The sequence below is a fragment of the Pseudarthrobacter xylosi genome, from assembly GCF_055412765.1.
Genome location: NZ_JBVAYT010000003.1, coordinates 372,331 through 394,170 on the forward strand (window position 1 = coordinate 372,331; position 21,840 = coordinate 394,170).

Genomic DNA, 21,840 nt, shown 5'->3' on the forward strand with positions numbered 1-21,840 from the left:
GATCCGTCCCCGGGGTGTTTGCCGCCCGCGCCTTACCGGCGCGGTTCGTCCAGCTCGTTTGGAAGCACAACGTCGACGGGGTTTTCACTTGATCCGCGCACAACCACGCGCGGCGAGCCGAAGAACGGAGCCTGTATCCACATCGGCACCCTCGCGATCCAGCCAACGATCCAGAAGTTCCCGCCGGCGAGGACCATGAGCGCAATGCCGCCCCAATGTGCCCACGGAGTCCAGACGGGCCCCAGCAGTTCCCGGCCCAACTCAGTGGTTCCGGCCGCCGTGGCGAACATACCTACTATGAGGAAGAAGCCGATGACACCGGCGCCGGCCCGGATCGCCTCGCCACCGAGAACGGCAGCCAGCAAAAGAGGGAGCGCGAGTCCGCCGATAATGAGCACGGCGGCCGCGAGACCCAGAACATCTCCTGCCTCCCCGGCGACATTGTCGCTGAGCGGTCCGAGAATGAACCCGGCGATAATCGATACCAGCATTACGGTGATGAGGACAGTGGTGGTCGTCCTGATAAAGCTGTCGCTGAACCGGTACGTTCCGGTGCGGCGACGGACGTGAGCGGGTGCCGCCTGCCGCGTCGGCGTCCGCGGCGTCCGCCCCGCTGAGTTCTTATTCTGCAACTCTTTCCCCCGCGCTTGGATTACGACGCCTATGCACGCCGCACTGGCTTCCGCGACTGGTTACCCTGGGGGCCCGCGGGCCACTGCGATACGCTAAACCGCCTCACATGTATCCGCGAAGGACGTAGGTGAAGTGCCAGTAATGCTTTCATCTTGCGCACCATTAACACTCCTTTTATCAACCAAATGGATAAATAGAGTCTACGGTGTCGCCAATGAGGGATGGGAAATAGCGGGCCCCCGAGGCCATCTGAGGGGTTCCGTCAGCAGCCCGTCAGGTGCCGCTTCGGCCGTTCCTGCCGATAGAGGTACCGTCCCGCTGTCTGGAACCCGGCACCGGCGTACAGTCCCCGGGCACCATCATTTGAGGCCATCACGAGCAGCCAGTAGCTGCCGAGGCCCCGGTCACCGCCCGCACGCAGCAGGGTCTGCAGGATCCGGTTGGCATGACCGCGCCGCCGGACATCCCGGCGTGTCGCCATGCAGTACAGGCCGCCCGGGCCGCCTGCCTCGCCGGCAGGGACGGCAAGGCGTCCGACGGCGGCGGGCTGGCCGTGCTCGTCCCGTGCGAGGGCGTACAGCGAGGGGCAGCGCTCAAGGATCCCGCGGGCGACGGCGAGGGCAGTTCCGTCGCCGCGGCCGTCCACGCTCCACCATAGCCGCAGCCACTCCGTGGAGGGCTCAGCTGAAACTTCGACGCCGAAGTCAGCCCCCGGGGAATCCGTGCCCCCGTCCCGGACCATCACCAGCGTTGCAGACTGCCGGGTAAACCCTTCCTCATCCAGTACGGCATTGAGCTGCGCGTAGCGAGGGTCATCGAAGACCTGGCAGATCAGCGGAAGCCGGCGGTTCCGGTACCACAGACGTGCCCCACGGAGAGCAGCGAGCTGAGCGTGTGGATCGGCGCCGGGTTCCCGGGGCCACACGGAGTTGGCCCTCTGGGTCACGCCGGCGGCTGCCCGGAGCACCCAGCCGCCGGATTCCTCGCGGTCCGGGGCCGGCCAGGCGGCGTCCATCAGCGCCTCCAGCCCGGGCAGGGCAAGGGCCGGTGCAGCACGTGAAACTGTCATGGCGTACCACCCTTCCAAGGCGAAAGGCCCCCCGGTTTCCCGGGGAGCCCCTCGACTGCGGCGTTCAGATTACTCGGCCTTTTTGGGCTCTTCCGATTTCGTCTGGGCTTTGAAGTCCACGCCGGCTTCCTTGCGCTGCTGCGCCGTGATGGGCGCCGGAGCCTGGGTCAGGGGGTCGTAGCCGTTGCCCGTCTTCGGGAAGGCAATGACGTCGCGGATGGACTCAACGCCCGCCAGCAGTGCCACCACACGGTCCCAGCCGAAGGCGATGCCGCCGTGCGGCGGTGCGCCGTACTTGAAGCCCTCCAGCAGGAACCCGAACTTGGTCTGGGCGTCTTCACGGTCCAGGCCCATCAGTTCAAACACACGTTCCTGAACGTCGCGCTCGTGGATACGGATGGAGCCGCCGCCGATTTCGTTGCCGTTACAGACGATGTCGTAGGCGTAGGACAGGGCCGACTCCGGGTCCTTGTCGAACGTGTCCATGAACTCGGGCTTGGGCGAGGTAAAGGCGTGGTGGACGGCCGTCCACTTTCCGCCGCCAACCGCCACATCGCCGGATGCCACCGCTGCTGCGGCCGGTTCGAACATGGGAGCGTCAACAACCCAGCAGAAGGCCCAGGCGCTGGGGTCGATCAGGCCGGTGCGGTGGCCGATCTCCACGCGGGCAGCACCCAGGAGAGCGCGGGCCGCGGACTTCTCACCGGCGGCGAAGAAGATGCAGTCGCCCGGCTTGGCGCCCACGGCGTCGGCGAGGCCTGCACGCTCGGTTTCGTTCAGGTTCTTGGCTACCGGGCCGGCCAGTTCGCCGTCTTCCTTGAAGAGGACGTACGCCAGGCCCTTGTGGCCGCGCTGCTTGGCGAATTCCTGCCAGCCGTCCAGGGTGCGTCGCGGCTGGGAAGCACCGCCGGGCATCACTACTGCGCCCACATACGGAGCCTTGAAGACACCAAAGCCGGTGTCCTTGAAGAATTCGGTGAGCTCAGTCAGCTCCACACTGAAACGGAGATCGGGCTTGTCCGAGCCATAGCGCGCCATGGCGTCTGCGTAGGTGATGCGCTGGATGGGCGTCGGGATCTCGACGTCGATCAGCTTCCACAGCGCCTTGACGATGTTTTCGCCCAGGGCAATGATGTCGTCCTGGTCCACGAAGCTGGCTTCGATGTCCAGTTGGGTGAATTCGGGCTGGCGGTCGGCGCGGAAGTCCTCGTCGCGGTAGCAGCGCGCGATCTGGTAGTACTTCTCGAAGCCGCCCACCTGCAGGAGCTGCTTGAAAAGCTGCGGGGACTGCGGCAGCGCGTACCAGGAACCCGGCGCGAGGCGGGCGGGGACCACGAAGTCGCGGGCGCCTTCCGGCGTCGAACGCGTCAGCGTGGGGGTTTCGATCTCAACATAACCGTCCTGATGGAGCAGTTCGCGGGCAATCCGGTTGGCTTCGGAGCGCAGCCGGAGGTTGCGGGCGGGACCGGGGCGGCGCAGGTCAAGGTAGCGGTGCTTCAGGCGGGCTTCCTCACCGACTTCCACATGCTCATCGATCTGGAACGGCAGCGGATCAGAGGTGTTGAGGATAACCACCTTGTCAGCCATGACCTCGATGGCACCCGTGGCCAGGGCGGGGTTCTCGTTGCCTTCAGGGCGCTTGGAAACGGTGCCGGTGATCTGCAGGACGTACTCGTTGCGCAGGCCGTGGAAGACTTCTTCCTCACGGACCACGACCTGGGCCACGCCGGACGCATCGCGCAGATCCACGAAGGCAACACCACCGTGATCACGACGGCGGCCCACCCAGCCGGCCAGGGTTACGGTTTGTCCAATGTGCTCGGAGCGAAGGGATCCGAGGTCATGTGTGCGCAGCACAGCACGCCTTTCTGAAGACGACAGCAGGAAAACAAAAGATAAAAACTGCATAGGATCGTTCCGGGAACAATCCCGTCTGAGTTTACCCGCTGGAAAGGCCGGCCTCCCCCATGTCCGAACACCAGCAGCTGCAACGGAGGCTGGGCGTGTTTGACGCCACGTCCATCGGCCTCGGCTCCATGCTCGGGGCCGGCGTTTTTGTGGTCTTCGCCCCGGCCGCGGGACTGGCCGGACAGTTCCTTGTCCTCTCGGTCCTGATCGCGGGGGCCGTGGCGTACTGCAACGCGGTGGCCTCCGCAGAGCTGGCCGCTCGGTATCCGGCCAGCGGCGGAACGTACGTATACGGCCGGAAACGCTTGGGGGAATGGCCTGGTTTCCTGGCCGGCTGGGGATTTGTCAGCGGCAAGACGGCCTCCTGCGCCGCTATGGCCCTGACGTTCGGCCACTACGTCTCCCCCGGCTACGCAGTGCCGGTTGCCATCGCTGCGGTGGTGGCGCTGACCGCCGTGAACCTGTTCGGGATTACCCGCACAGCGCTGCTGACCAGGATCCTGCTGTGCGTTGTCCTGGCCACGCTGGTGTTTGTTGCCGTTGCCGCGATCGTGGGGCCGCATCCGTCCGGCTTCTCGGCAGGCGGGACGGCCGACGGCGGAGCTGCCGCTGGCAGTGTTCTCGCCGACCTGGGCGGGGTGTTGCCGGCCGCCGGCCTGATGTTCTTCGCCTTCGCCGGCTATGCGCGCATCGCCACCCTGGGTGAGGAAGTCAAGGATCCCGCCAGGATCATTCCGCGTGCGATCATGGCTGCCCTCGCCGGCGCCTTCGCCATCTACCTGGCGCTGGCGCTGCTGCTCCAAAACCACTTGGCCGATGGCCGGCTGGCCGCCTCCACGGCGCCGTTGCTGGATGCTGTGGTTGCTTCGCAACTGGCCACCGGCACGCCAATCGTCCAGGCTGGCGCGGCCGCGGCCTGCCTGGGCGCGTTGCTGGCGCTCATCACCGGAGTGGGCCGCACCACCCTGGCCATGGCTCGGGAACGCGATCTGCCGGCGCCCCTGGCACGGGTGGGCGGCAGTCACACGGTGCCGTTCGCGGCAGAACTGGCGGTGGCCGCCGTCGTGATTCTCCTGATCCTGACCACTGACGTGATGACGGTGGTGGGGTTCTCCAGCTTCGGTGTTCTTATCTATTACGCGGTGACGAACGCCGCGGCGTACACCCTGGACGAGCACCCGGCCCACGGCCCGCGGTGGCTCAACGTGGCCGGCTTCATCAGTTGCCTGGTGCTGGCTTTCACGCTGCCGCCTGCCTCGGTGCTGGGGATGGCCGCGGTCCTGGCCGCTGGAGCGGCCGGCCGGGTCGTGGTCCTTCGGCTGCGCCGCTAGCGCCGCGTCGGACCGGGCCGTTCAGGCCGGCTGGGCTGCCGCTGGTACCTGGACGGTGGTGACCTGGACCTTGAGGTCTTCCGACGGCGGCGCCCAGGTTGCGGGATCGGCGTCGGCCTGCTGGCCGGTCCGAATGTCCTTGACCTGGTGCTTGCCGTCGTCGTCGGTGAACCAGACAAACGGGATGCCGCGTCGGTCCGCGAATTTGATCTGCTTGCCGAACTTCTCCGCCTTGGCAGCCACTTCGGTGGCGATGCCCCGGCTGCGGAGCTGGGCAGCGACGTCCTGCGCGGCACCCCAGCTCTCGTCAGTGGTGAGAGCCACCAGCACGGCGGTGGGGACCGACCGTGAGGCCTTGGCCAGGTCCTGGCTCAGGATGCGCGACACCAGCCGGGTCACACCGATGGAGAGGCCGACGCCGGGGAACTTGCGGTTGCCCTTGCTCGCCAACGCGTCGTAGCGGCCGCCGGAGCAGATGGAACCGAGCTGTTCGTGGCCCACCAGGACCGTCTCCACCACCGTGCCGGTGTAGTAGTCCAGGCCGCGGGCGATGCTGAGGTCGGCAATGACCTTGCCCGGCGCGCGCTGCACGGCGGCTGCGATCACCTGTTCCAGTTCATTCAGACCCTCCTCGAGGAGGTGGTTCGTCACGCCGAGCGCGCGGACCTGGGCCACAAACGAGGTGTCCTCGGTGCGGATTCCTGCCAGCTTCAGCGCTGCCTGCGCCTGCTCATCGGAGGCACCCAGTTCGGTCTTGAGCAGCTCGGCGACCTTGATTGCGCCGATCTTTTCGAGCTTGTCGATGCTGCGGAGCACACCGGCGGTGTCGTCCAGGCCGATGCCGCGGTAGAAGCCCTCGGCAAGCTTGCGGTTGTTGATCCGCAGGCGGAAGTCCGGAATCGGCAGGGCGCTCAAGGCTTCGGCGATGACCAGGGCAATCTCCACGTCATAGCGGAACGGCAGCTCGCCGTCACCCACAACATCGATGTCTGCCTGGGTGAATTCGCGGGCGCGGCCTTCCTGCGGGCGTTCCCCGCGCCAGACTTTCTGGATCTGGTAGCGCCGGAACGGGAACGCGAGGTACCCGGCGTTCTCTACGACGTACCGCGCAAAAGGCACCGTGAGGTCGAAGTGGAGTGCGAGGGCGTTGGGGTCGGCTTTGCCGGCCTTGCCTGAATCGGAGGTCTCGGCGTCGTCGTCCTGAAGGCGGCTGAGGCCATAAACCTCCTTATCAATCTCACCCTTGCGCAGGAGCTGGCCGACGGTTTCCACGGCGCGGGTCTCGATGGACGAAAAGCCGTGCAGCTCAAAGACCTTGCGCAGGGTGTCCAGCACGTGCAGCTCCACCAGCCGCTCCTCGGGAAGCCACTCGGGGAATCCGGACAGGGAGGCGGTGCGTGCCATGGTGGATGTTCTCCTCTTGATGAAGGGTGCCTGGGACTTTGCCCGGCATTCCACCCGAAACGGGCGGGGAACGGCGGCAGTCCGGCAACTCATGCATAAACTATGTGCGGCAGTCAGTTTATGCGTCATCCGCCGGCATCTCTAATACGGCGGCCGGCAGCGCAGAAGCCTGCCAGCAGACACCCGCCTTCGGATTCAGTATTGACCGGACGCGGCCCGACATACAGGAGGACCATTGGCGGCCAGTTCACGCAGCGCCCGCGAAGCCAAACGGCGCATCCAGCAGATGGAGGCAAAGCGCGAGCTGCGGCGGAATCAGGAAAAACGGCGCAAGCGCGACAACATCATCGCCGCCGGCGCCGGTGCCGCCGCCGTCCTGCTCGCCGTCGTGCTCCAACTGACTGCCTTTGCCGGCAACCCCACGGAGGACGAATTCGCCGCCGCGGAGGCCGGCCTGACCAGCCCAACGGACTCCCCCGCGCCTTCCGCACCGGCCACGAACGGGGCCAACATCCCGGCAGCGGACACCGCCGCCGGCAAGGTGTTCACTGGTGAAATGGCACTGAACGGGAACGTGCTCGGCGTCGAAATCGACGGCACCAAGGCGCCCCAGGCTGCCGCGGTCTTCAAAGCACTGACGGACGAGGGCTTCTACAACGGCAGCGCGTGCCACCGTTTGACCACGGGTGAAACCTTCGGACTCCTGCAGTGCGGTGGCGCCACCGCTGCCGCCGATCCCGGGTACACCTGGGGACCCCTCGAAAACACCCCGGCAGACAACACCTACCCTGCTGGCACGATTGCCATAGCCCGGTCCGGCGACAACGCCTACGGCAACGGCAAACAGTTCTTTGTGGTCTACAAAGACACAGTGATTCCCGCCGACTCGGCCGGGGGCTATACGGTGGTGGGCAAGGTGACCTCTGGACTGGAAGCAGTGAACGCCATTGCCGCCGCGGGCATCACCCCCGGCTCCAGCGCATCAGACGGCGCACCTGTGCAACCAGTCACGATAGACTCGGTTTCTCTGAAGTAGGAAGCCAGGCCTTAGGGCCGCGGTGCAGTACGTGAGTATTTCCCTCCAAGCGAAAGACTTTTAGCGGTGACAGACAGTCAGAAATCCGACGAAACAGCAGCAGACCTGACCGAGGTAACGGCCCCCGTGGCTGACCAGGCAGACGCTGTCCAGGCAACCGCCGATCAGGCCACGGTTGAAACCGAGGCTCCAGCGGACGTGGAACAAGAGGACGTGGCCGCCCCTGTTGAAGATGCCGAGGCCGCCACGGCCCCCGTTGAAGAGCCTGCGCCCGCGGAGGGCAGCGCAGCCGTTGAGGACAGCGCAGCCGTTGAGGCTGCGGCTGAGGAAGCCCAGGCACCGGCACCGGTGCCTGCTCCGGCAGCCCGACCCGCCCCGTCACCGGCAGCCTTCGCCGCCCGGCCCAAGCCGGCAGCAGCCGCACCTGTGGCGGCACCTGCACCCGTCGCCTCCGCGACCTCGCTGGCGGAAGCCGCCAAGTGGGGCCGTGTCGAGGGTGACGGCCACGTATTCCTGACGATCGACGGCGAAGAGCACCCGGTGGGCCAGTACCCCGATGTCAGCAATGACGAAGCCCTTGCCTACTTCGCACGGAAGCATGACGACATTGTTGCGCAGGTCCTGCTTCTGGAGCAGCGCATCAGCTCCAAGGCGCCCAGCACTGATATGCAGAAGACCGTCACGCACCTGCGAGAGCAGTTGGCGGAGCGGAACATGGTGGGAGACCTCCGTTCCACCGAAGCCCGGCTGGACGCTGTTTCCGTGCAGATCGCCGAACTCGAAAAGGCAGAGAAGGCGGAACACGATGCCATCCGCTCCGCAGAGCTCGCGGCCCGTGAGGCCATCGTGGCCGAAGCCGAAGAGATCTCGGGGCAGGATCCCGCACAGATCCAGTGGAAGACTTCCAGCGCCCGCATGAACGATCTTTTTGAAAGCTGGAAGACGGCCCAGAAGGGCGGCATCAGGCTTGGCCGCAGCAACGAGGACGCCTTGTGGAAGCGGTTCCGCGCCGCCCGCACCGTCTTCGACCGTCACCGCCGCGCCTACTTCTCCCAGCTGGACAGCACCAACTCGGCCGCCAAATCGGCCAAGGAAAAGCTCATCTCCGAAGCCGAGGCCCTGTCCTCGTCCACCGACTGGGGCTTCGCCGCGGGCGAATACCGCCGTCTCATGGATGACTGGAAAGCCTCACCTCGTGCCAGCCGCAAGGACGACGACGCCCTCTGGGCCCGGTTCCGTGCCGCCCAGGACGTGTTCTTCACACACCGGCAGGCAGCCAACGAGGAGATCGACCAGGAATACGCCGCCAACCTCACCGTAAAGGAAGCGCTCCTCGTCGAAGCGAACACCATCCTGCCGGTCAAGGACCTGGCCGCTGCCAAGAAGGCGCTTCAGTCTGTCCGCGACCGCTGGGAAGAAGCCGGCAAGGTCCCCCGTGCCGACATGGGACGCATCGAAGCCGGCCTCCGCAAGGTGGAGGACGCTGTCCGCCACGCCGAAGAGGAAAACTGGCAGCGCTCCAACCCCGAGACGAAGGCGCGCACCAACAGCGCCCTGTCTCAGTTGGAAGCAGCCATTTCCGGCCTCCAGGACGATCTTGCCAAGGCCGAGAAAGCCGGCGACCAGCGCAAGATCAAGGGGGCCCGCGAGGCCCTCGAGGCGAGGCAGGCCTGGTTGGACCAGATCCAGCGCTCGGCCAGCGAGCTTTCCTAGCCAGTAGTTTATAGGGCGCCTTTCATAAGGCGCCTGTCGCAGGACGCAAAGGCCCGGTCCCGGTTATCCACATATCCGGAACCGGGCCTGTGGCGTTAAGGGAAGACGCGGCAGGATGGAAGGATGGCCACCTCCTCACCGCCCCAATACCCGGACCTGTATTCGCCAGGGAAGCCTTTCGCGTGGCCGGAACTCCAGTCGCTGGCAGCAGACGGCGTCCTGGCGCAGTTCCATCAGCACGGATTCACGTTGCCGGATAGTTCCGCGTCACCCCAGATTCGGGCCAGAACGGTGGCCAGTGCGGTGCCTGCGGCGGTCAGGCAACGCGTGGTGGCCGGGCGGATGACGGCGGCGTGGATCTACGGCTGTGCTGCTGAACCGGACCGCCTCGCATTACTTGTGGATGCGAAGCGGCGGATTTCGAGCCTCCGCAACACCCGAGGGTGCACGCTCCATGAAGTCCGGCTGGGTCCGTTCGACGTGGTCAGCATGGGCGGGTTGATGGTGTCCAGTCCGCTGCGTACCGCCGTGGATATTGCGCTGCACGTCGACGCCCACCGGGCCTTGCCGGCGCTGGCGGGGTTGCTGGCCCGCCCGGAGCGGGACGTGCGGCTGCGCCTGCTGATCCTGGCCATCGAAGCCAGCCCCAGGGTCCCGCACAAACGGGCTGCACTGGAAAAGCTGGCTCTGCTAGCTCCGGCGCTTGTTGCCGGTGGTCCGGTAGACGTCAAACACGCCGTCGATGCGCCGCACGGCACTGAGGACGTGGCTGAGGTACTTGGGGTCGCCCATCTCGAAGGCGAACCTGGAGATGGCCACCCTATCGGTGGAGGTGTTAACGCTGGCCGCCAGAATGTTGACGTGGTTCTCGGACAGGACGCGGGTGACGTCCGAGAGCAGGGACTTCCGGTCCAGCGCCTCAACCTGGATCTCCACCAGGAAAACACTTGACTGGGTGGGTGCCCAGTCCACTTCGACGATCCTGTCGGGCTGGTCCCTGAGATCCGAAATGTTGGTGCAGTCCGTACGGTGCACCGAAACACCGGAGCCACGGGTGACAAAGCCCAGAATCGGGTCCGGCGGAACGGGCGTGCAACAGCGCGCGAGCTTCACCCAGACATCGCCAACGCCGCGCACTACTACGCCGGAATCGGAGAACTTGGTTTTGGCCACCTGCGTAGGAATGCTGACTTCAGTGATGTCGTCGTCAGTGCTCTCGTTGCCGCCCAGGCTTTCAACGAGTTTCTCCATGACCGACTGCGCTGACGTATGGCCGTCGCCTACGCCGGCGTAGAGGCCGGAGATGTCAAGGTACTTGAACTCCGCGGCCACCGCCGCAAGCGCCTCGTGCGTCATCAGTCGCTGCAGGGGCAGGTTCTGCTTCCGCATGGCCCGGGTCAGCAGTTCCTTACCGCGGTCGATTGCTTCTTCGCGCCGTTCCTTGCTGAACCACTGACGGATCTTGTTCCGCGCGCGGGCACTCTTGACGAAGTGCTGCCAGTCCTGGCTGGGACCGGCGCCTTCGGCCTTAGAGGTGAAGATCTCCACCCAGTCGCCGTGGTTCAGCTCGCTATTCAAGGGAACGAGCTTGCCGTTGACCCGCGCGCCGATGGTACGGTGCCCCACTTCTGTGTGGACCGAGTACGCAAAATCCACCGGAGTCGATCCGGCAGGCAGGGCCATGACCTCGCCCTTGGGGGTAAAGACGAAGACTTCGCGGGCGTTGATCTCAAACCGCAGCGAGTCCAGGAACTCCCCCGGGTCGGACGTCTCCTGCTGCCAGTCAACCAGGGACCTCAGCCAACCCATATCGCCGTCGCGGGGGCTGCCCGGCCCCACTGCGGTACGGTTGGGCTGATCCTTGTACTTCCAGTGGGCGGCCACACCGTATTCAGCCCGGCGGTGCATTTCGTGGGTCCTGATCTGGATCTCAACGGGCTTGCCGCCGGGGCCGATCACCGTGGTGTGCAGTGACTGGTACATGTTGAACTTGGGCATGGCAATGTAGTCTTTGAAACGGCCCGGCAACGGGTTCCAGCGCGAATGCATGGTGCCAAGGGCGGCGTAGCAGTCCCGGACCGAATCGACGAGCACGCGGACACCCATGAGGTCGTTGATGTCGTCGAAATCCTTGTCCCGAACGATCATCTTCTGGTAAATCGAGTAGTAGTGTTTCGGCCTGCCCGTAATGGTGGCTTTGATCCGGGCGGTCCGGAGGTCGTCGGTGATCTGGTCCCGGATGACGCCGAGGCTCTTCTCCCGTTCCGGGGTACGGTCGCCCACCATCCGGACGATTTCCTCATAGACCTTCGGGTAGAGGGCCGCGAAGGACAGGTCCTCCAACTCCCACTTGATGGTATTCATACCCAGGCGGTGGGCCAGTGGCGCGAATATTTCCAGGGTTTCACGGGCTTTTCGTGCCGAGGACTCTGCGGAGACGAACCGCCAGGTCCGGGCGTTGTGGAGCCTGTCCGCGAGCTTGATCATGAGGACGCGAATGTCCTTGGCCATGGCCACAACCATCTTGCGGACGGTCTCGGACTGCGCGGCTTCACCAAAGCTGACTTTGTCCAGCTTGGTGACGCCATCCACCAGCATGGCAACCTCAGGACCGAAGTCTCTTTTGAGGTCCGCAAGGGTGTAGGGAGTGTCCTCGACTGTGTCGTGCAGCAGGGCCGCGGCCAAGGTGGTTCCGCTAAGGCCCAGCTCAGCAAGGATGGTGGCTACTGCCACTGGGTGGGTGATGTATGGATCACCGCTCTTGCGCTTCTGCCCGCGGTGGCTCTCCTCGGCCACCTCAAAGGCGCGCTGGATGAGGTCAAAGTCTTCTTTAGGGTTGTTCGCGCGGACGGTACGCAGCAGCGGCTCAAGAATGGGCGAATAGGTTGCCGTGCCGCGCCCGGTCAGCCGCGCCAGCCGGGAGCGCGTCCGCTCGCGTCGGCCGGGAAATGTAGGGCGGGCGCCCGAATTGTCTACTGGAACAACCGGCGCCGGACGTGCGGAAGCGGTCAGCCCGGTCTGAACTCCGTGGCCCGGGCTGTTATCCCCGCCTGCCGTTGGCACCGACGCCGAACGTTCTTCCAATGAAGCACCCCTCACGACTGTTTAATTACCTCAGTCTATTCCCCCGCCAGTTCACTTATGTAACCGGCGCCTAAATGCGAAACGGGCCGGGCGACGCCGGAATTCCGACGCCGCCCGGCCCGCTGTGGTGTGATGGGTCAGGCTCCTGCGGGCGCAGCCGATTCTTCGGTCTTGGCGTTGTTCGCGGACCTGCGTTGTTCCACGCGTTTGGCCTGCTTCACCAGTTCAGGTTCGGTCTGGCGCAGCCAGGCATACATCGGGGCGGCGATAAATATGGTCGCAGCCGTGCCGATCAGGATTCCGACGAACAGGGCCAGCGACAGGTCCCGCAAGGTGCCCGCCCCCAGAAGGCCGGCACCGATGAACAGAATGGCGCCGACCGGCAGGATGGCCACCATCATGGTGTTGATGGAGCGCACCAGGGTCTGGTTGACGGCGAGGTTTACTTCCTCACCGAAAGTGCGGCGGGTGGACCCATCAATATCAGCAGTGTTTTCACGGATTTTGTCGAAGACAACCACCGTGTCATACAGCGAGTAGCTGAGCACCGTCAGGAACCCGATGATGGCAGACGGCGTCACCTCGAAGTCGCTGAGGGCATACACGCCCGCTGTGATGAACATCGTCACCAGCATTCCAGCCATCGCGGACAGCGACATCTTCCAGGTCCGGAAGTACAGCGCCATCAGCACTGCGGCCAGCGCCACAAAGACGACCAGGCCGATCAGGGCCTGCTTCGTGACATCCGCACCCCAGGTGGGCCCGATAAAAGTTGAGGTCACCTCGTTGTCAGTGACGCCGTAGGCCGATGTGAGGCCCTCCTTGATCCTGAGGGTCTCGTCGTCCGTGAGCTTGTCCGTCTGGATCCGCATGGTGGTGCCGGCGACGTTGGCCACCCGCGGAACGCTGCCGGCCACAACGTCTTCAACAACCTTTTCACCAAGGGCCGAGTCGGTGCTCTGCACGTTGGAAACGGTGAACTCCGATCCGCCGCGGAATTCGATGCCAAGGTTGAAGCCGCCCTTGGCAACCGGGATGAGGATTGACAGTGCCACCGCCACCGCCGCGATGATGAACCACAGTTTCTTGGCACTGACGAAGTTGTAGGAGCGCTTCCCGGTGTAGAGCTCGTTGCCGAAATTGGCGAAGCTGCTGGACATTACTTGTTCTCCTTGGCTGCGCTCTTGGAGGAGCTGGTGAGCTGCTCCTGCTTTTCCGCGAGGCGGCGTTCTGCGATGGTCATGCGTCGTTCAGCCTCGGCGGCCGCTCCGGTGTTCTTGGCCCGGACTACGGAAGGCTTGTCCTCAGGCGTGCGCAGGCGTCCGGCGCCGCGGTAGAGCGGCAAAACACCGAGCCGCTTGGGGTCAAGGCCGGAGAGCCGGTGGCCCTCCCCGAAGAACTTGGTTCGCGCCAGGAGCTGCAGGGTGGGGTGCGTGAACATAAAGACCACGATGAGGTCGGCAATGGCCGTCAGACCCAGCGTGAATGCGAACCCGCGGACGTTGCCGACGGCCACAAAGTAGAGCACCAGGGCCGCCAGCAGGTTCACGGCCTTGGATGCCAGGACAGTGCGCTTGGCCCGCTTCCAGCCGTTCTCCACCGCGGAGACAAGCCCACGGCCTTCGCGGAGTTCATCGCGGATACGTTCAAAGTAAACGATGAACGAGTCCGCTGTCTGGCCGATGGCGACGATGAGGCCGGCCACGCCGGCAAGGGAAAGCCGGTAGTTTTCAGTCCAGCCCAACAGGGCAATGGCCAGATAGGTGAGGGCGCCGGCCACCACTAGCGACGCAATGGTCACCAGGCCCAAGGCCCGGTACTGGAAGAGTGAGTACACCACCACGAGGAGCAAGCCAATGATGCCCGCGAGGAGGCCCATACGCAGCTGTTCGCCACCCAGGGTTGCGGAGATCTGCTGGTCGCTCTGGATCTCGAAGCTGATGGGGAGCGCGCCGAAGCGGAGCTGATCTGAGAGTGCCTTCGCTGACTGCTCGGTAAACCCGCCGGTGATCTGCGGACGTCCGTCGGTGATGACTGCCTGCGAACGCGGCGCGGAAATGACCTGGTCGTCAAGGACGATGGCGAACTGCGCCTTGGGGTCGCTGCCGGTCTCGCCGCCTGCTGCCACGTAGAACTGGTTCAGGCGCTCGGTGACCGTCTTGAACTTAGCGGTACCTTCGTCGTCGAACTGGATGTTGACGGCCCAGTCATTGGTCACAGCGCCCTGCGCACCCTGCTGCAGCTGGAAGGAGGACGTGACGATGTTGCCGCCCTTGACCTCTACCGGTCCCAGGATGTATTTGATGGCAGGCGTGGTCTCAGTTGCCGGTTCACAGGTAACGAGGGGCTTGGCGGGATCGGAGGCTTCGGGGCTCTCCGGCGCAGGATTGTTGCAGTCCATGGTTTCGAACTGGCGGTAGATGTCCGCGGTGATCCAGTTGATGTCGCTGCCGTTGGCGGGTTCTGCCGTGGGCTTCGGAAGCTGGTCCTCGGGCGTGAGGGATTCCGTGGGGACGGGCGCGCCGTCTCCGTTGAGCAGCACCGGGCGGAAGTTCATGTCCGCGGAGGCCTGGATCAGGTCGCGGGTTTCCTTCGTGGGCGTTCCCGGAAGGCTGACCACTACGTTGCGGCCGGACTGCGTGCTGATCTCCGCTTCGGCAACACCTGAACCATCCACACGCTGGCGGATGATCGCTACGGCCTGGTTGAGCTGCTCTTCATTGATGTCCGAACCGCCCTCAACCTTGGGCGCCAGGATCATCTGGGTGCCACCCTCGAGGTCCAGTGCCAGTTTGGGTGCCCAGCTTGCCTGTCCGGCAAGGCTGCCGCCGGCCAGGACGGCGGTCAGCACGGCGAGGACTACTCCGAGCCACACCAGTACCCTCAGGCCTGAGTTGTTGGGGCCAGTTCGTGCCATTGTAAATCTTTCTCTTATTTACGGAGGAACCACCGGCGGGAGCTATCAGTCCCACCGGCGGTTGTCCCCAGCCGTAGAGGTGTTGTAACGCGGGCTGCCGTGCGGCGGACTAGTTGTCCTTCTTGCCCTCGTCGTTGAGGCGCTTCAGGGTCTCATCCGGGGTTTCGGCGGATGCTGCCGGGGTGCCCGCTTCTTCAGCGGTCAGGGAGGAAGCGTCATCCGGTACGGCCGGAGCTTCGGCTTCGACGGGCGGCTCCACAATCTTGGTCACGGCCTGCCGGTGGACGGTGGCCAGGTTTCCGGGCGAGAGTTCCAGGACAACCTTGTTCTCGGCGTCGTCCATGGAGACAATCCGGCCAAAGAGTCCGAAGCTCGTCATGACCTCAACACCGGGCTCGAACTGGGACTGCAGCGTTGCCTGCTGCTCCTTGGTCTTCTTGTTGCGGCGGAACATCATGAAGATAAAGATTCCGAGCATTGCGAACAAGACGATGTTCATTGGATCCACAGGGAAGATTCCGTTCTGTACTGGCGTATCGGGTGTTCGGCAGCGTCCGCGTCGTTCCCCGTTGCAGAAATCATGCCTGGCAGGCCACGGCTTCTCGGAGCCGTGGCGGGAACACAGACCCGAACGTGCCGGGTGTCATACCAGTCTAAAGGGAAAAGCTGGGAGGACAGTGCTATTGACCGTTCGGCGCCCATTCGGCCGCGGACTCCGCGCTGTCCGGGTCCGGGTCCGCTTCGAACAGATCCAGCGGCTCCTGCCCGAAAACCCCGGCAGGTATGGCGAAGCCCAAGTGGGTCCAGGCCGGAGCCATGGCAATGCGGCCCCGGGGCGTCCGGCCCAGCAGGCCTTCGCGCACCAGGAACGGCTCCGCCACCGTTTCCACAGTCTCGGTCTCTTCCCCCACCGCAATGGCAAGGGTGGAAAGTCCTACGGGTCCCCCGCCGAACTTCGTTATGAGTGCTTCCAGGACTGCCCGGTCCAGCCGGTCAAGGCCGCGCTTGTCCACTTCGTACATGTCCAGGGCAGCGGAAGCGGCGCGGGCGTCAATCTGCTCAATCCCATGCACGAGCGCCCAGTCGCGGACGCGGCGGAGCAGGCGGTTGGCGATACGCGGGGTACCCCGGGACCGGCCGGCAATCTCGCTGAAACCCGCGGAATTGACCTTGAGGTCCAGCAGGCCGGCGGAGCGCCTGAGCACCAGTTCCAGCTCGGCCACACTGTAAAACTCCAGGTGCCCGGTGAACCCGAACCTGTCCCTGAGCGGGCCGGGCAGCAGACCGGCGCGTGTGGTGGCGCCTACCAGGGTGAAGGGCGGAAGCTCCAACGGGATGGCGGTGGCCCCTGCGCCTTTGCCCACCACGATGTCCACACGGAAATCCTCCATGGCCATGTAGAGCATTTCCTCTGCCGGCCGTGACATCCGGTGGATCTCGTCCAGGAACAGGACCTCCCCTTCGGAAAGCGAGGAGAGGATCGCGGCGAGGTCGCCGGCGTGCTGGATGGCCGGACCGCTGCTGATCCGCAGTGGCGCGTTCATTTCAGCAGCCACGATCATGGCAAGGGTGGTTTTGCCCAAGCCTGGAGGGCCGGAGAACAGTACGTGGTCCGCGCTGCGTCCCCGCATCCGGGAGGCCTGCAGGACCAGGGAGAGCTGCCTGCGGACCCGGTGCTGGCCCACGAAGTCATCCAGGTTCTTCGGCCGGAGGGCGGCTTCGATCACCCGTTCCTCGGGTTCCTCCCCCGCCGCCACCACTGAAGGCTCAGCCACGGCTGCCTACGCGGTTGCCGGCCCTCGCGCCGTCCTGGCCCAGCCAGCGCAGCGTGGTCCGAAGGATTTCGGCCACATTGCCACGGAATTCCACCTCGGGATCGTCCGCAAGAGCCTTCTCGATGCTCGCAGCGGCATCCTTTTCCGACCAGCCGAGGCTGGTCATGGCCGCCACCACCTGGGGCTTCCAGGCTGCTTCGGCCGGGGTGGACGCGCCGGCGACACCTGCCGTACCGTGCGGCACCAGCTTGCCGGCCAGTTCCAGCACTATCCGCCCGGCCACCTTGGGGCCGATGCCTGGTACCTTTGTGAACGTTTTGCTGTCACTTGTGTGGGCAGCAACCCGGATCGCTTCAGGCTCGTGTACGGCGAGCACCGCCAATGCGAGCCGCGGGCCTACGCCGCTGACACTCAACAGGACGTCAAAAACTTCGCGTTCATCGTCGGAGGCAAAACCGAACAGGGTGAGCGAATCCTCGCGCACGATCAGCGAGGTGAAGAGCTTGCCTTCCTCGCCGGTGCGGAGGCGGCTGAGGGTCTGCGGCGTGGCGTTGACGCTCATGCCCGCCCCGTTGAGGTCGATGACGGCGGTGGAAAGGCCAACGTGCGCAACGGTTCCGCGAAGGAAACTGATCAAAGCCGGGCTCCTGGTGTACTGCCGGGCTCCTGGGAGCAGGACCGGCTATCCGAACATATCTACGAATACCCTAGCAAGCGCAGCAGACATTCAGCGTCCGCGGCGCGCTTTCGCCTCGGCGTCGGCCCACGCGCTTTGGGCCGGCGTCAGCGACAGGCTGCCGGGGCCGGTGGTGGCCACGGCAGCGCCGCTGCCGGCCCGCCAGGCATGCGTGATGGCAAGTGCCAGGGCGTCTGCAGCATCCGCCGGCCGCGGTGGCGCGTCCAGCCGGAGGATTTTCGTGACGAGTTTGGTCACGGCTTCCTTGTTGGACGTGCCGCTGCCGGTCACGGCCGCTTTCACTTCCGACGGCGTATGCAGTGCCACCGGGATCCCGCGCCGTGCGGCGGCAGCAATCACCACTCCGGAGGCCTGCGCCACCCCCATCACCGTGCTGACGTTGAGCTGGGAGAATACGCGTTCGACGGCGAGCACGTGCGGTTCGTAGCGGTCCAGCCACTCGTCGATGGCCAAGGCAATCACCAGCAGGCGCTGATCCAGGGTCTCCTCGGGAGAGGTACCCACCACCCCGACTGCCACCATGGTGGCCCGCCGGTTCCGTTCGACGTCGACCACTCCGATGCCGCAGCGGGTGAGGCCCGGGTCAACGCCCAATACGCGCAGGGTCACCCTGAGACATCCGCCCTAGGCCACAAAGCGGAAGGTCATTCAGCTTCCAGGGCGGCCTGGACTTCGTCGCTGAGGTCGGCATTGCTGTAGACGTTCTGGACGTCGTCGAGCTCTTCCAGGGCGTCCACGAGCTTCATGAATTTCTTGGCGGCATCGAGGTCCAGCGGCACCTGCATGGACGGCACAAACTCGGCTTCATCGGTCTCGTACTCCATCCCGGCTTCCTTGAGGGCATCCCGGATGGCCTGGAGGTCGGTTGGCTCGGAGTGGATCTCGAAGCTGTCGCCGTTGTCCTTGACTTCCTCGGCTCCGGCGTCGAGGACTGCCATCAGGACGTCGTCCTCGCTCAGGCCGTTCTTCGGCAGCGAGACGACGCCCTTGCGGCTGAAGAGGTAGCTGACCGAACCCGGATCGGCGATGGTGCCGCCGTTGCGGGAAATGGCCAGGCGGACCTCGGAGGCTGCGCGGTTCTTGTTGTCCGTCAGGCACTCGATCAGCAGCGCCGAACCCTGCGGGCCGCGGCATTCGTACATGATCTCGGTGTAGTCAACCACTTCACCGGTGAGGCCGGCGCCACGCTTGATGGCACGGTCGATGTTGTCGGCGGGCACCGAGGTCTTCTTGGCCTTGGTGACTGCGAGTTCCAGGCCCGGGTTGCCTTGGAGGTCCGGTCCACCCATGCGGGCGGCAACTTCGAGTTTTTTGATCAGCTTGGCAAACGACTTGGCACGGCGGCTATCAAGAATGGCCTTCTTGTGCTTCGTTGTTGCCCATTTGGAGTGTCCAGACATGCTTTACGCGTCTCCTCTGATCATGCGGATAAAAAGTTCATGTACGCGTTTCTCCCCAGTCACTTCCGGGTGGAAGGAGGTGGCCAGCAGGTGGCCGGAACGCACTGCAACAATTCTAGCTGTCCCCGGCAGGCTGGCCGCATGGGAGGCGTGCTCCGGGTCGGCGGGCTCAACCTGGGCCAAGATCTCCACGCCGGCTCCGACGCGTTCCACCCAAGGTCCGCGGATGAACACCGCATGCACGGGGGCAACGCCGGATTCCGTGGCGCTGAAGTCCAGGCCCTTGAAGTCAAGGTCCGTTTCGAACGACTCTCGCTGGCGGCCGAAGGCGTTGCGCCGCACGGTGATGTCCAGGCCACCGAAGGTCTGCTGCGGGTTGCCGGCCAGGTCCGTGGCCGGGTCGGCGATCTCTTCAGCGAGCAGGATCATGCCGGCGCAGGAACCGTAGACCGGCAGTCCGTCTCGGATCCGGTCCTTCAACGGTCCGGCCAAGTCAAAAGCGCGGGCCAACTTGTCGATCGCCGTGGATTCGCCGCCAGGAATGATGAGGCCGTCCAGGCCAGCCAGTTCGGAAGGCCGGCGGATTCCGACGCCGATGGCGCCGGCAGTTTCCACTGCCCGGAGGTGTTCGCGGAAGTCGCCCTGAAGTGCCAGGACGCCGATCCGCAGACCCGAGCCCACGCGTGCAGAAGCAACCGAAAGGGGGTTTGTCATCCAATCAGCATAATGTGCGCGGCGCCCGAGGCGGCGCCGGAAGCGCTTCCCGGGAAGGGTTCTATGCCGTTGCTGGGATATATTACAGAGCATGCTTTACATCAGTGTTCCGCTCGGCAAGCTGGTCCGCCGGGTCTCCCGGCTCAGGGGCGGGGGGTCCGCCCTGCCTGGGCTGGTGGTCGAGAAAATCGATCCCGGCTTTATACAGCGGACGCTCGCCACGCTCCCCCACGGCGTTGCTGTGGTGAGCGGAACCAACGGCAAAACCACCACCACAAAAATGGTGGTGGAACTGCTGGAGAGCCAGGGCCTGAAGGTCTTCACCAACCGCACCGGCAGCAATTTCACCCGCGGTGTGGCGGCCGCCCTGTTGGGCGAGGTGGACTGGCGCGGCAGGCTCACGGCCGATGTCGCCGTCCTGGAGCTCGACGAAGCCCACGCCGTGCATTTTGTGAACCGTGTTCCGCCCCGGTACAGCCTCCTGCTCAACGTCCTGCGCGACCAGTTGGACCGGTTCGGCGAGATCGACAAAACGGCCCAGCTGCTGCAGCACATCGCCGACAAAACCACCGGAACAGTAGTCCTCAACCGGGAGGATCCGAGGGTTGCCCGCATCGCGGAAACCCTCACCGGCCAGGACGTCCAGTACTTTGGCCTGGACGATTCGCTCCTCAGCACCTTTCCCAACGACGACGACATGCGGGCAGCGCCCGGCAGCCCCGCCCCCGCAGCGCTCCCCCATAAGCCAGCGGCCGACGTCGTTCTCCGCAAAGTGGGGCCGGACACCGCCGATTTTGAGTACGACGGCGCCACGGTCACCACCGGGATGAAGCTCCGCGGCGTCTACAACATCTTTAATGCGGCAGCGGCACTGACGCTGGCCCGCAGCATCTGTGGCAGCGGTGCCGCCACCGCCGACCACGCCACCCTGCTCACCGCGCTGTCCCAGGTGGAGCCGGCGTTCGGCCGCGGCGAAAGCCTCACGGTGGACGGCCAGCCGCTGGACCTCGTGCTGGTCAAAAACCCGAGCGGTTTCCGGCTGGGACTGAAGTCCTTCCCCGCGGTCGGCTACGCCACCATGATCGCCATCAATGACAACTACGCCGACGGCCGGGACATGTCCTGGCTGTGGGACGTGGAATTCGATTCGCTCCGCGACGGCGGCGTGGACCAGCTGACCGGGTCCCGGGCCTACGACATGGCGCTGCGGCTGCAATATGACGACGTCCGGATCGGCGGCGTCCAGCCGGACATCGCGCCCGCACTGGCCGCGTTCATCCGTGAGGCCAAGGGCAAACCGAAGCGGATCTTCTGCACCTACACAGCCATGCTGGCCATCCGCCGCGAGCTGTCCAAAATCACCACAGTGGAGGTGGTCTCATGACCGCTGAATCAACCGGCATTGCGCCGGACGGCGTCGAACAGAATTCCAAGGGCACCATCCGCGTCCTGCAGCTCTACCCGCGGGACATGAACATTTACGGGGACTGGGGCAATGCCCTGGTGATCAAGCAGCGGATCAGCTGGCACGGCTACACCCCGGAGCTGCTGGAGTACAACGTCGGCGACGAATTTCCCGCCGATGTGGACCTCATCGTGGGCGGCGGCGGGCAGGACAGCGGCCAGCTGGTCATCCAGGATGACCTGCACTCACGCTCCGGCGTCCTGACCGGGCTGGCGGAGGATGGCGCGCCGATGCTGGTGATCTGCGGGCTGTATCAGCTGTTCGGACGCTTCTTCAAGACCCGCTTGGGTACGGTCATCCCGGGGATCGGCGTCCTGGACGTGGAAACACACGGCACCGACGAACGCCTGATCGGCAACGTCAAGGTGGCCACCCCCGAGTTCGGCGAGGTCCTGGGCTACGAGAACCACAGCGGGCAGACCACCCTGGGTGCCGGCGTCCGGCCGCTCGGCACCGTGGCCAAGGGCACCGGCAACAACAGCAGCGACGGCCACGAGGGGGCGCGCTACAAGAATGTGGTGGCCAGCTACCTGCACGGTTCGCTGCTGCCCAAGAACCCCGCCATCGCCGACTTCCTCATCAGGACCGCCGCCGAACGCAAGTTCGGGGCGTTTGTTGCCGGCAGCCCTGATGACCGCTACGCCGTGCTGGCCAGGGAACACGCGGCCCGACGTCCGCGCTGAGTGGTAATGCG

At 65.0% G+C, this 21,840-nt stretch carries 18 protein-coding genes and 1 pseudogene; 6 read left to right on the top strand and 13 right to left on the bottom strand.

From position 1 onward, the window contains the following. Positions 1-32: 32 nt before the first annotated feature. The 3 genes from ACZY1F_RS09265 to aspS all read right to left on the bottom strand — a co-directional run bounded on the left by ACZY1F_RS09265 (position 33) and on the right by aspS (position 3,559). Positions 33-632, bottom strand: coding sequence for a hypothetical protein (locus ACZY1F_RS09265; RefSeq protein ID WP_463941432.1), 600 nt, complete (start codon positions 630-632; stop codon positions 33-35). Positions 633-895: 263 nt separating this feature from the next. Further along, positions 896-1,702 carry a GNAT family N-acetyltransferase gene (locus ACZY1F_RS09270; protein WP_463941433.1) on the bottom strand — a complete coding sequence of 269 codons (807 nt, stop codon included), beginning with the start codon at positions 1,700-1,702 and terminating at the stop codon, positions 896-898. Positions 1,703-1,771: 69 nt separating this feature from the next. Next, complete coding sequence (aspS, locus tag ACZY1F_RS09275) at positions 1,772-3,559, bottom strand: aspartate--tRNA ligase (protein ID WP_463941434.1); 1,788 nt, start codon at positions 3,557-3,559, stop codon at positions 1,772-1,774. 110 nt (positions 3,560-3,669) lie between these two features. On the opposite strand from aspS, the gene ACZY1F_RS09280 reads away from it, so the two are divergent. Then, positions 3,670-4,941 (top strand): APC family permease, encoded by a 1,272-nt coding sequence (locus ACZY1F_RS09280; RefSeq protein ID WP_463941435.1) that lies wholly within the window; start codon positions 3,670-3,672, stop codon positions 4,939-4,941. A 21-nt stretch (positions 4,942-4,962) separates the two neighbouring features. Here ACZY1F_RS09280 and hisS read toward each other — a convergent pair whose 3' ends face one another. Then, positions 4,963-6,345, bottom strand: coding sequence for a histidine--tRNA ligase (gene hisS, locus ACZY1F_RS09285; RefSeq protein WP_463941436.1), 1,383 nt, complete (start codon positions 6,343-6,345; stop codon positions 4,963-4,965). A gap of 235 nt (positions 6,346-6,580) precedes the next feature. Here hisS and ACZY1F_RS09290 point away from each other — a divergent pair, with 235 nt between their 5' ends. From ACZY1F_RS09290 to ACZY1F_RS21255, 3 genes and pseudogenes are all read left to right on the top strand, one after another. Next, on the top strand, positions 6,581-7,381 hold the full coding sequence (locus ACZY1F_RS09290; protein ID WP_463941437.1) for a peptidylprolyl isomerase: 801 nt from the start codon (positions 6,581-6,583) through the stop codon (positions 7,379-7,381). A 66-nt stretch (positions 7,382-7,447) separates the two neighbouring features. Next, complete coding sequence (locus tag ACZY1F_RS09295) at positions 7,448-9,094, top strand: DUF349 domain-containing protein (protein WP_463941438.1); 1,647 nt, start codon at positions 7,448-7,450, stop codon at positions 9,092-9,094. 342 nt (positions 9,095-9,436) lie between these two features. Beyond that, positions 9,437-9,676, top strand: a pseudogene (locus ACZY1F_RS21255) (type IV toxin-antitoxin system AbiEi family antitoxin); the annotation flags it as partial. A gap of 108 nt (positions 9,677-9,784) precedes the next feature. On the opposite strand, the gene ACZY1F_RS09300 reads toward ACZY1F_RS21255, so the two are convergent. The 9 genes from ACZY1F_RS09300 to pdxT form a co-directional block, all read right to left on the bottom strand. Further along, on the bottom strand, positions 9,785-12,178 hold the full coding sequence (locus ACZY1F_RS09300) for a RelA/SpoT family protein (protein WP_463941439.1): 2,394 nt from the start codon (positions 12,176-12,178) through the stop codon (positions 9,785-9,787). A gap of 137 nt (positions 12,179-12,315) precedes the next feature. Then, on the bottom strand, positions 12,316-13,338 hold the full coding sequence (gene secF / locus ACZY1F_RS09305) for a protein translocase subunit SecF (RefSeq protein ID WP_463941440.1): 1,023 nt from the start codon (positions 13,336-13,338) through the stop codon (positions 12,316-12,318). After that, entirely contained in the window at positions 13,338-15,095 is a 1,758-nt protein-coding gene (gene secD / locus ACZY1F_RS09310) for a protein translocase subunit SecD (RefSeq protein WP_463941441.1), read from the bottom strand. The genes secF and secD overlap by 1 nt, the downstream gene beginning before the upstream one ends. Before the next feature lie 109 nt (positions 15,096-15,204). Continuing rightward, positions 15,205-15,594 (bottom strand): preprotein translocase subunit YajC, encoded by a 390-nt coding sequence (gene yajC, locus ACZY1F_RS09315; protein ID WP_463941442.1) that lies wholly within the window; start codon positions 15,592-15,594, stop codon positions 15,205-15,207. Between the two features lie 181 nt (positions 15,595-15,775). Continuing rightward, positions 15,776-16,870, bottom strand: coding sequence for a Holliday junction branch migration DNA helicase RuvB (gene ruvB / locus ACZY1F_RS09320; RefSeq protein ID WP_463941443.1), 1,095 nt, complete (start codon positions 16,868-16,870; stop codon positions 15,776-15,778). Then, complete coding sequence (gene ruvA, locus ACZY1F_RS09325; RefSeq protein ID WP_463941444.1) at positions 16,863-17,507, bottom strand: Holliday junction branch migration protein RuvA; 645 nt, start codon at positions 17,505-17,507, stop codon at positions 16,863-16,865. Before ruvA ends, ruvB begins: the two co-directional genes overlap by 8 nt. 90 nt (positions 17,508-17,597) lie before the next feature. After that, complete coding sequence (ruvC, locus tag ACZY1F_RS09330; RefSeq protein ID WP_463941445.1) at positions 17,598-18,176, bottom strand: crossover junction endodeoxyribonuclease RuvC; 579 nt, start codon at positions 18,174-18,176, stop codon at positions 17,598-17,600. Between the two features lie 35 nt (positions 18,177-18,211). Continuing rightward, entirely contained in the window at positions 18,212-18,967 is a 756-nt protein-coding gene (locus ACZY1F_RS09335; protein WP_463941446.1) for a YebC/PmpR family DNA-binding transcriptional regulator, read from the bottom strand. Positions 18,968-18,970: 3 nt separating this feature from the next. Beyond that, a complete protein-coding gene (gene pdxT, locus ACZY1F_RS09340; RefSeq protein ID WP_463941447.1) occupies positions 18,971-19,681 on the bottom strand; it encodes a pyridoxal 5'-phosphate synthase glutaminase subunit PdxT in 711 nt (236 codons plus the stop codon). Positions 19,682-19,772: 91 nt separating this feature from the next. Between pdxT and ACZY1F_RS09345 the strand changes: the two genes are divergently transcribed. After that, a complete protein-coding gene (locus ACZY1F_RS09345) occupies positions 19,773-21,065 on the top strand; it encodes a MurT ligase domain-containing protein (RefSeq protein WP_463941448.1) in 1,293 nt (430 codons plus the stop codon). Further along, positions 21,062-21,829, top strand: a complete 768-nt coding sequence (locus ACZY1F_RS09350; protein WP_463941449.1) for a type 1 glutamine amidotransferase — start codon at positions 21,062-21,064, stop codon at positions 21,827-21,829. Before ACZY1F_RS09345 ends, ACZY1F_RS09350 begins: the two co-directional genes overlap by 4 nt. Positions 21,830-21,840: the final 11 nt, after the last annotated feature.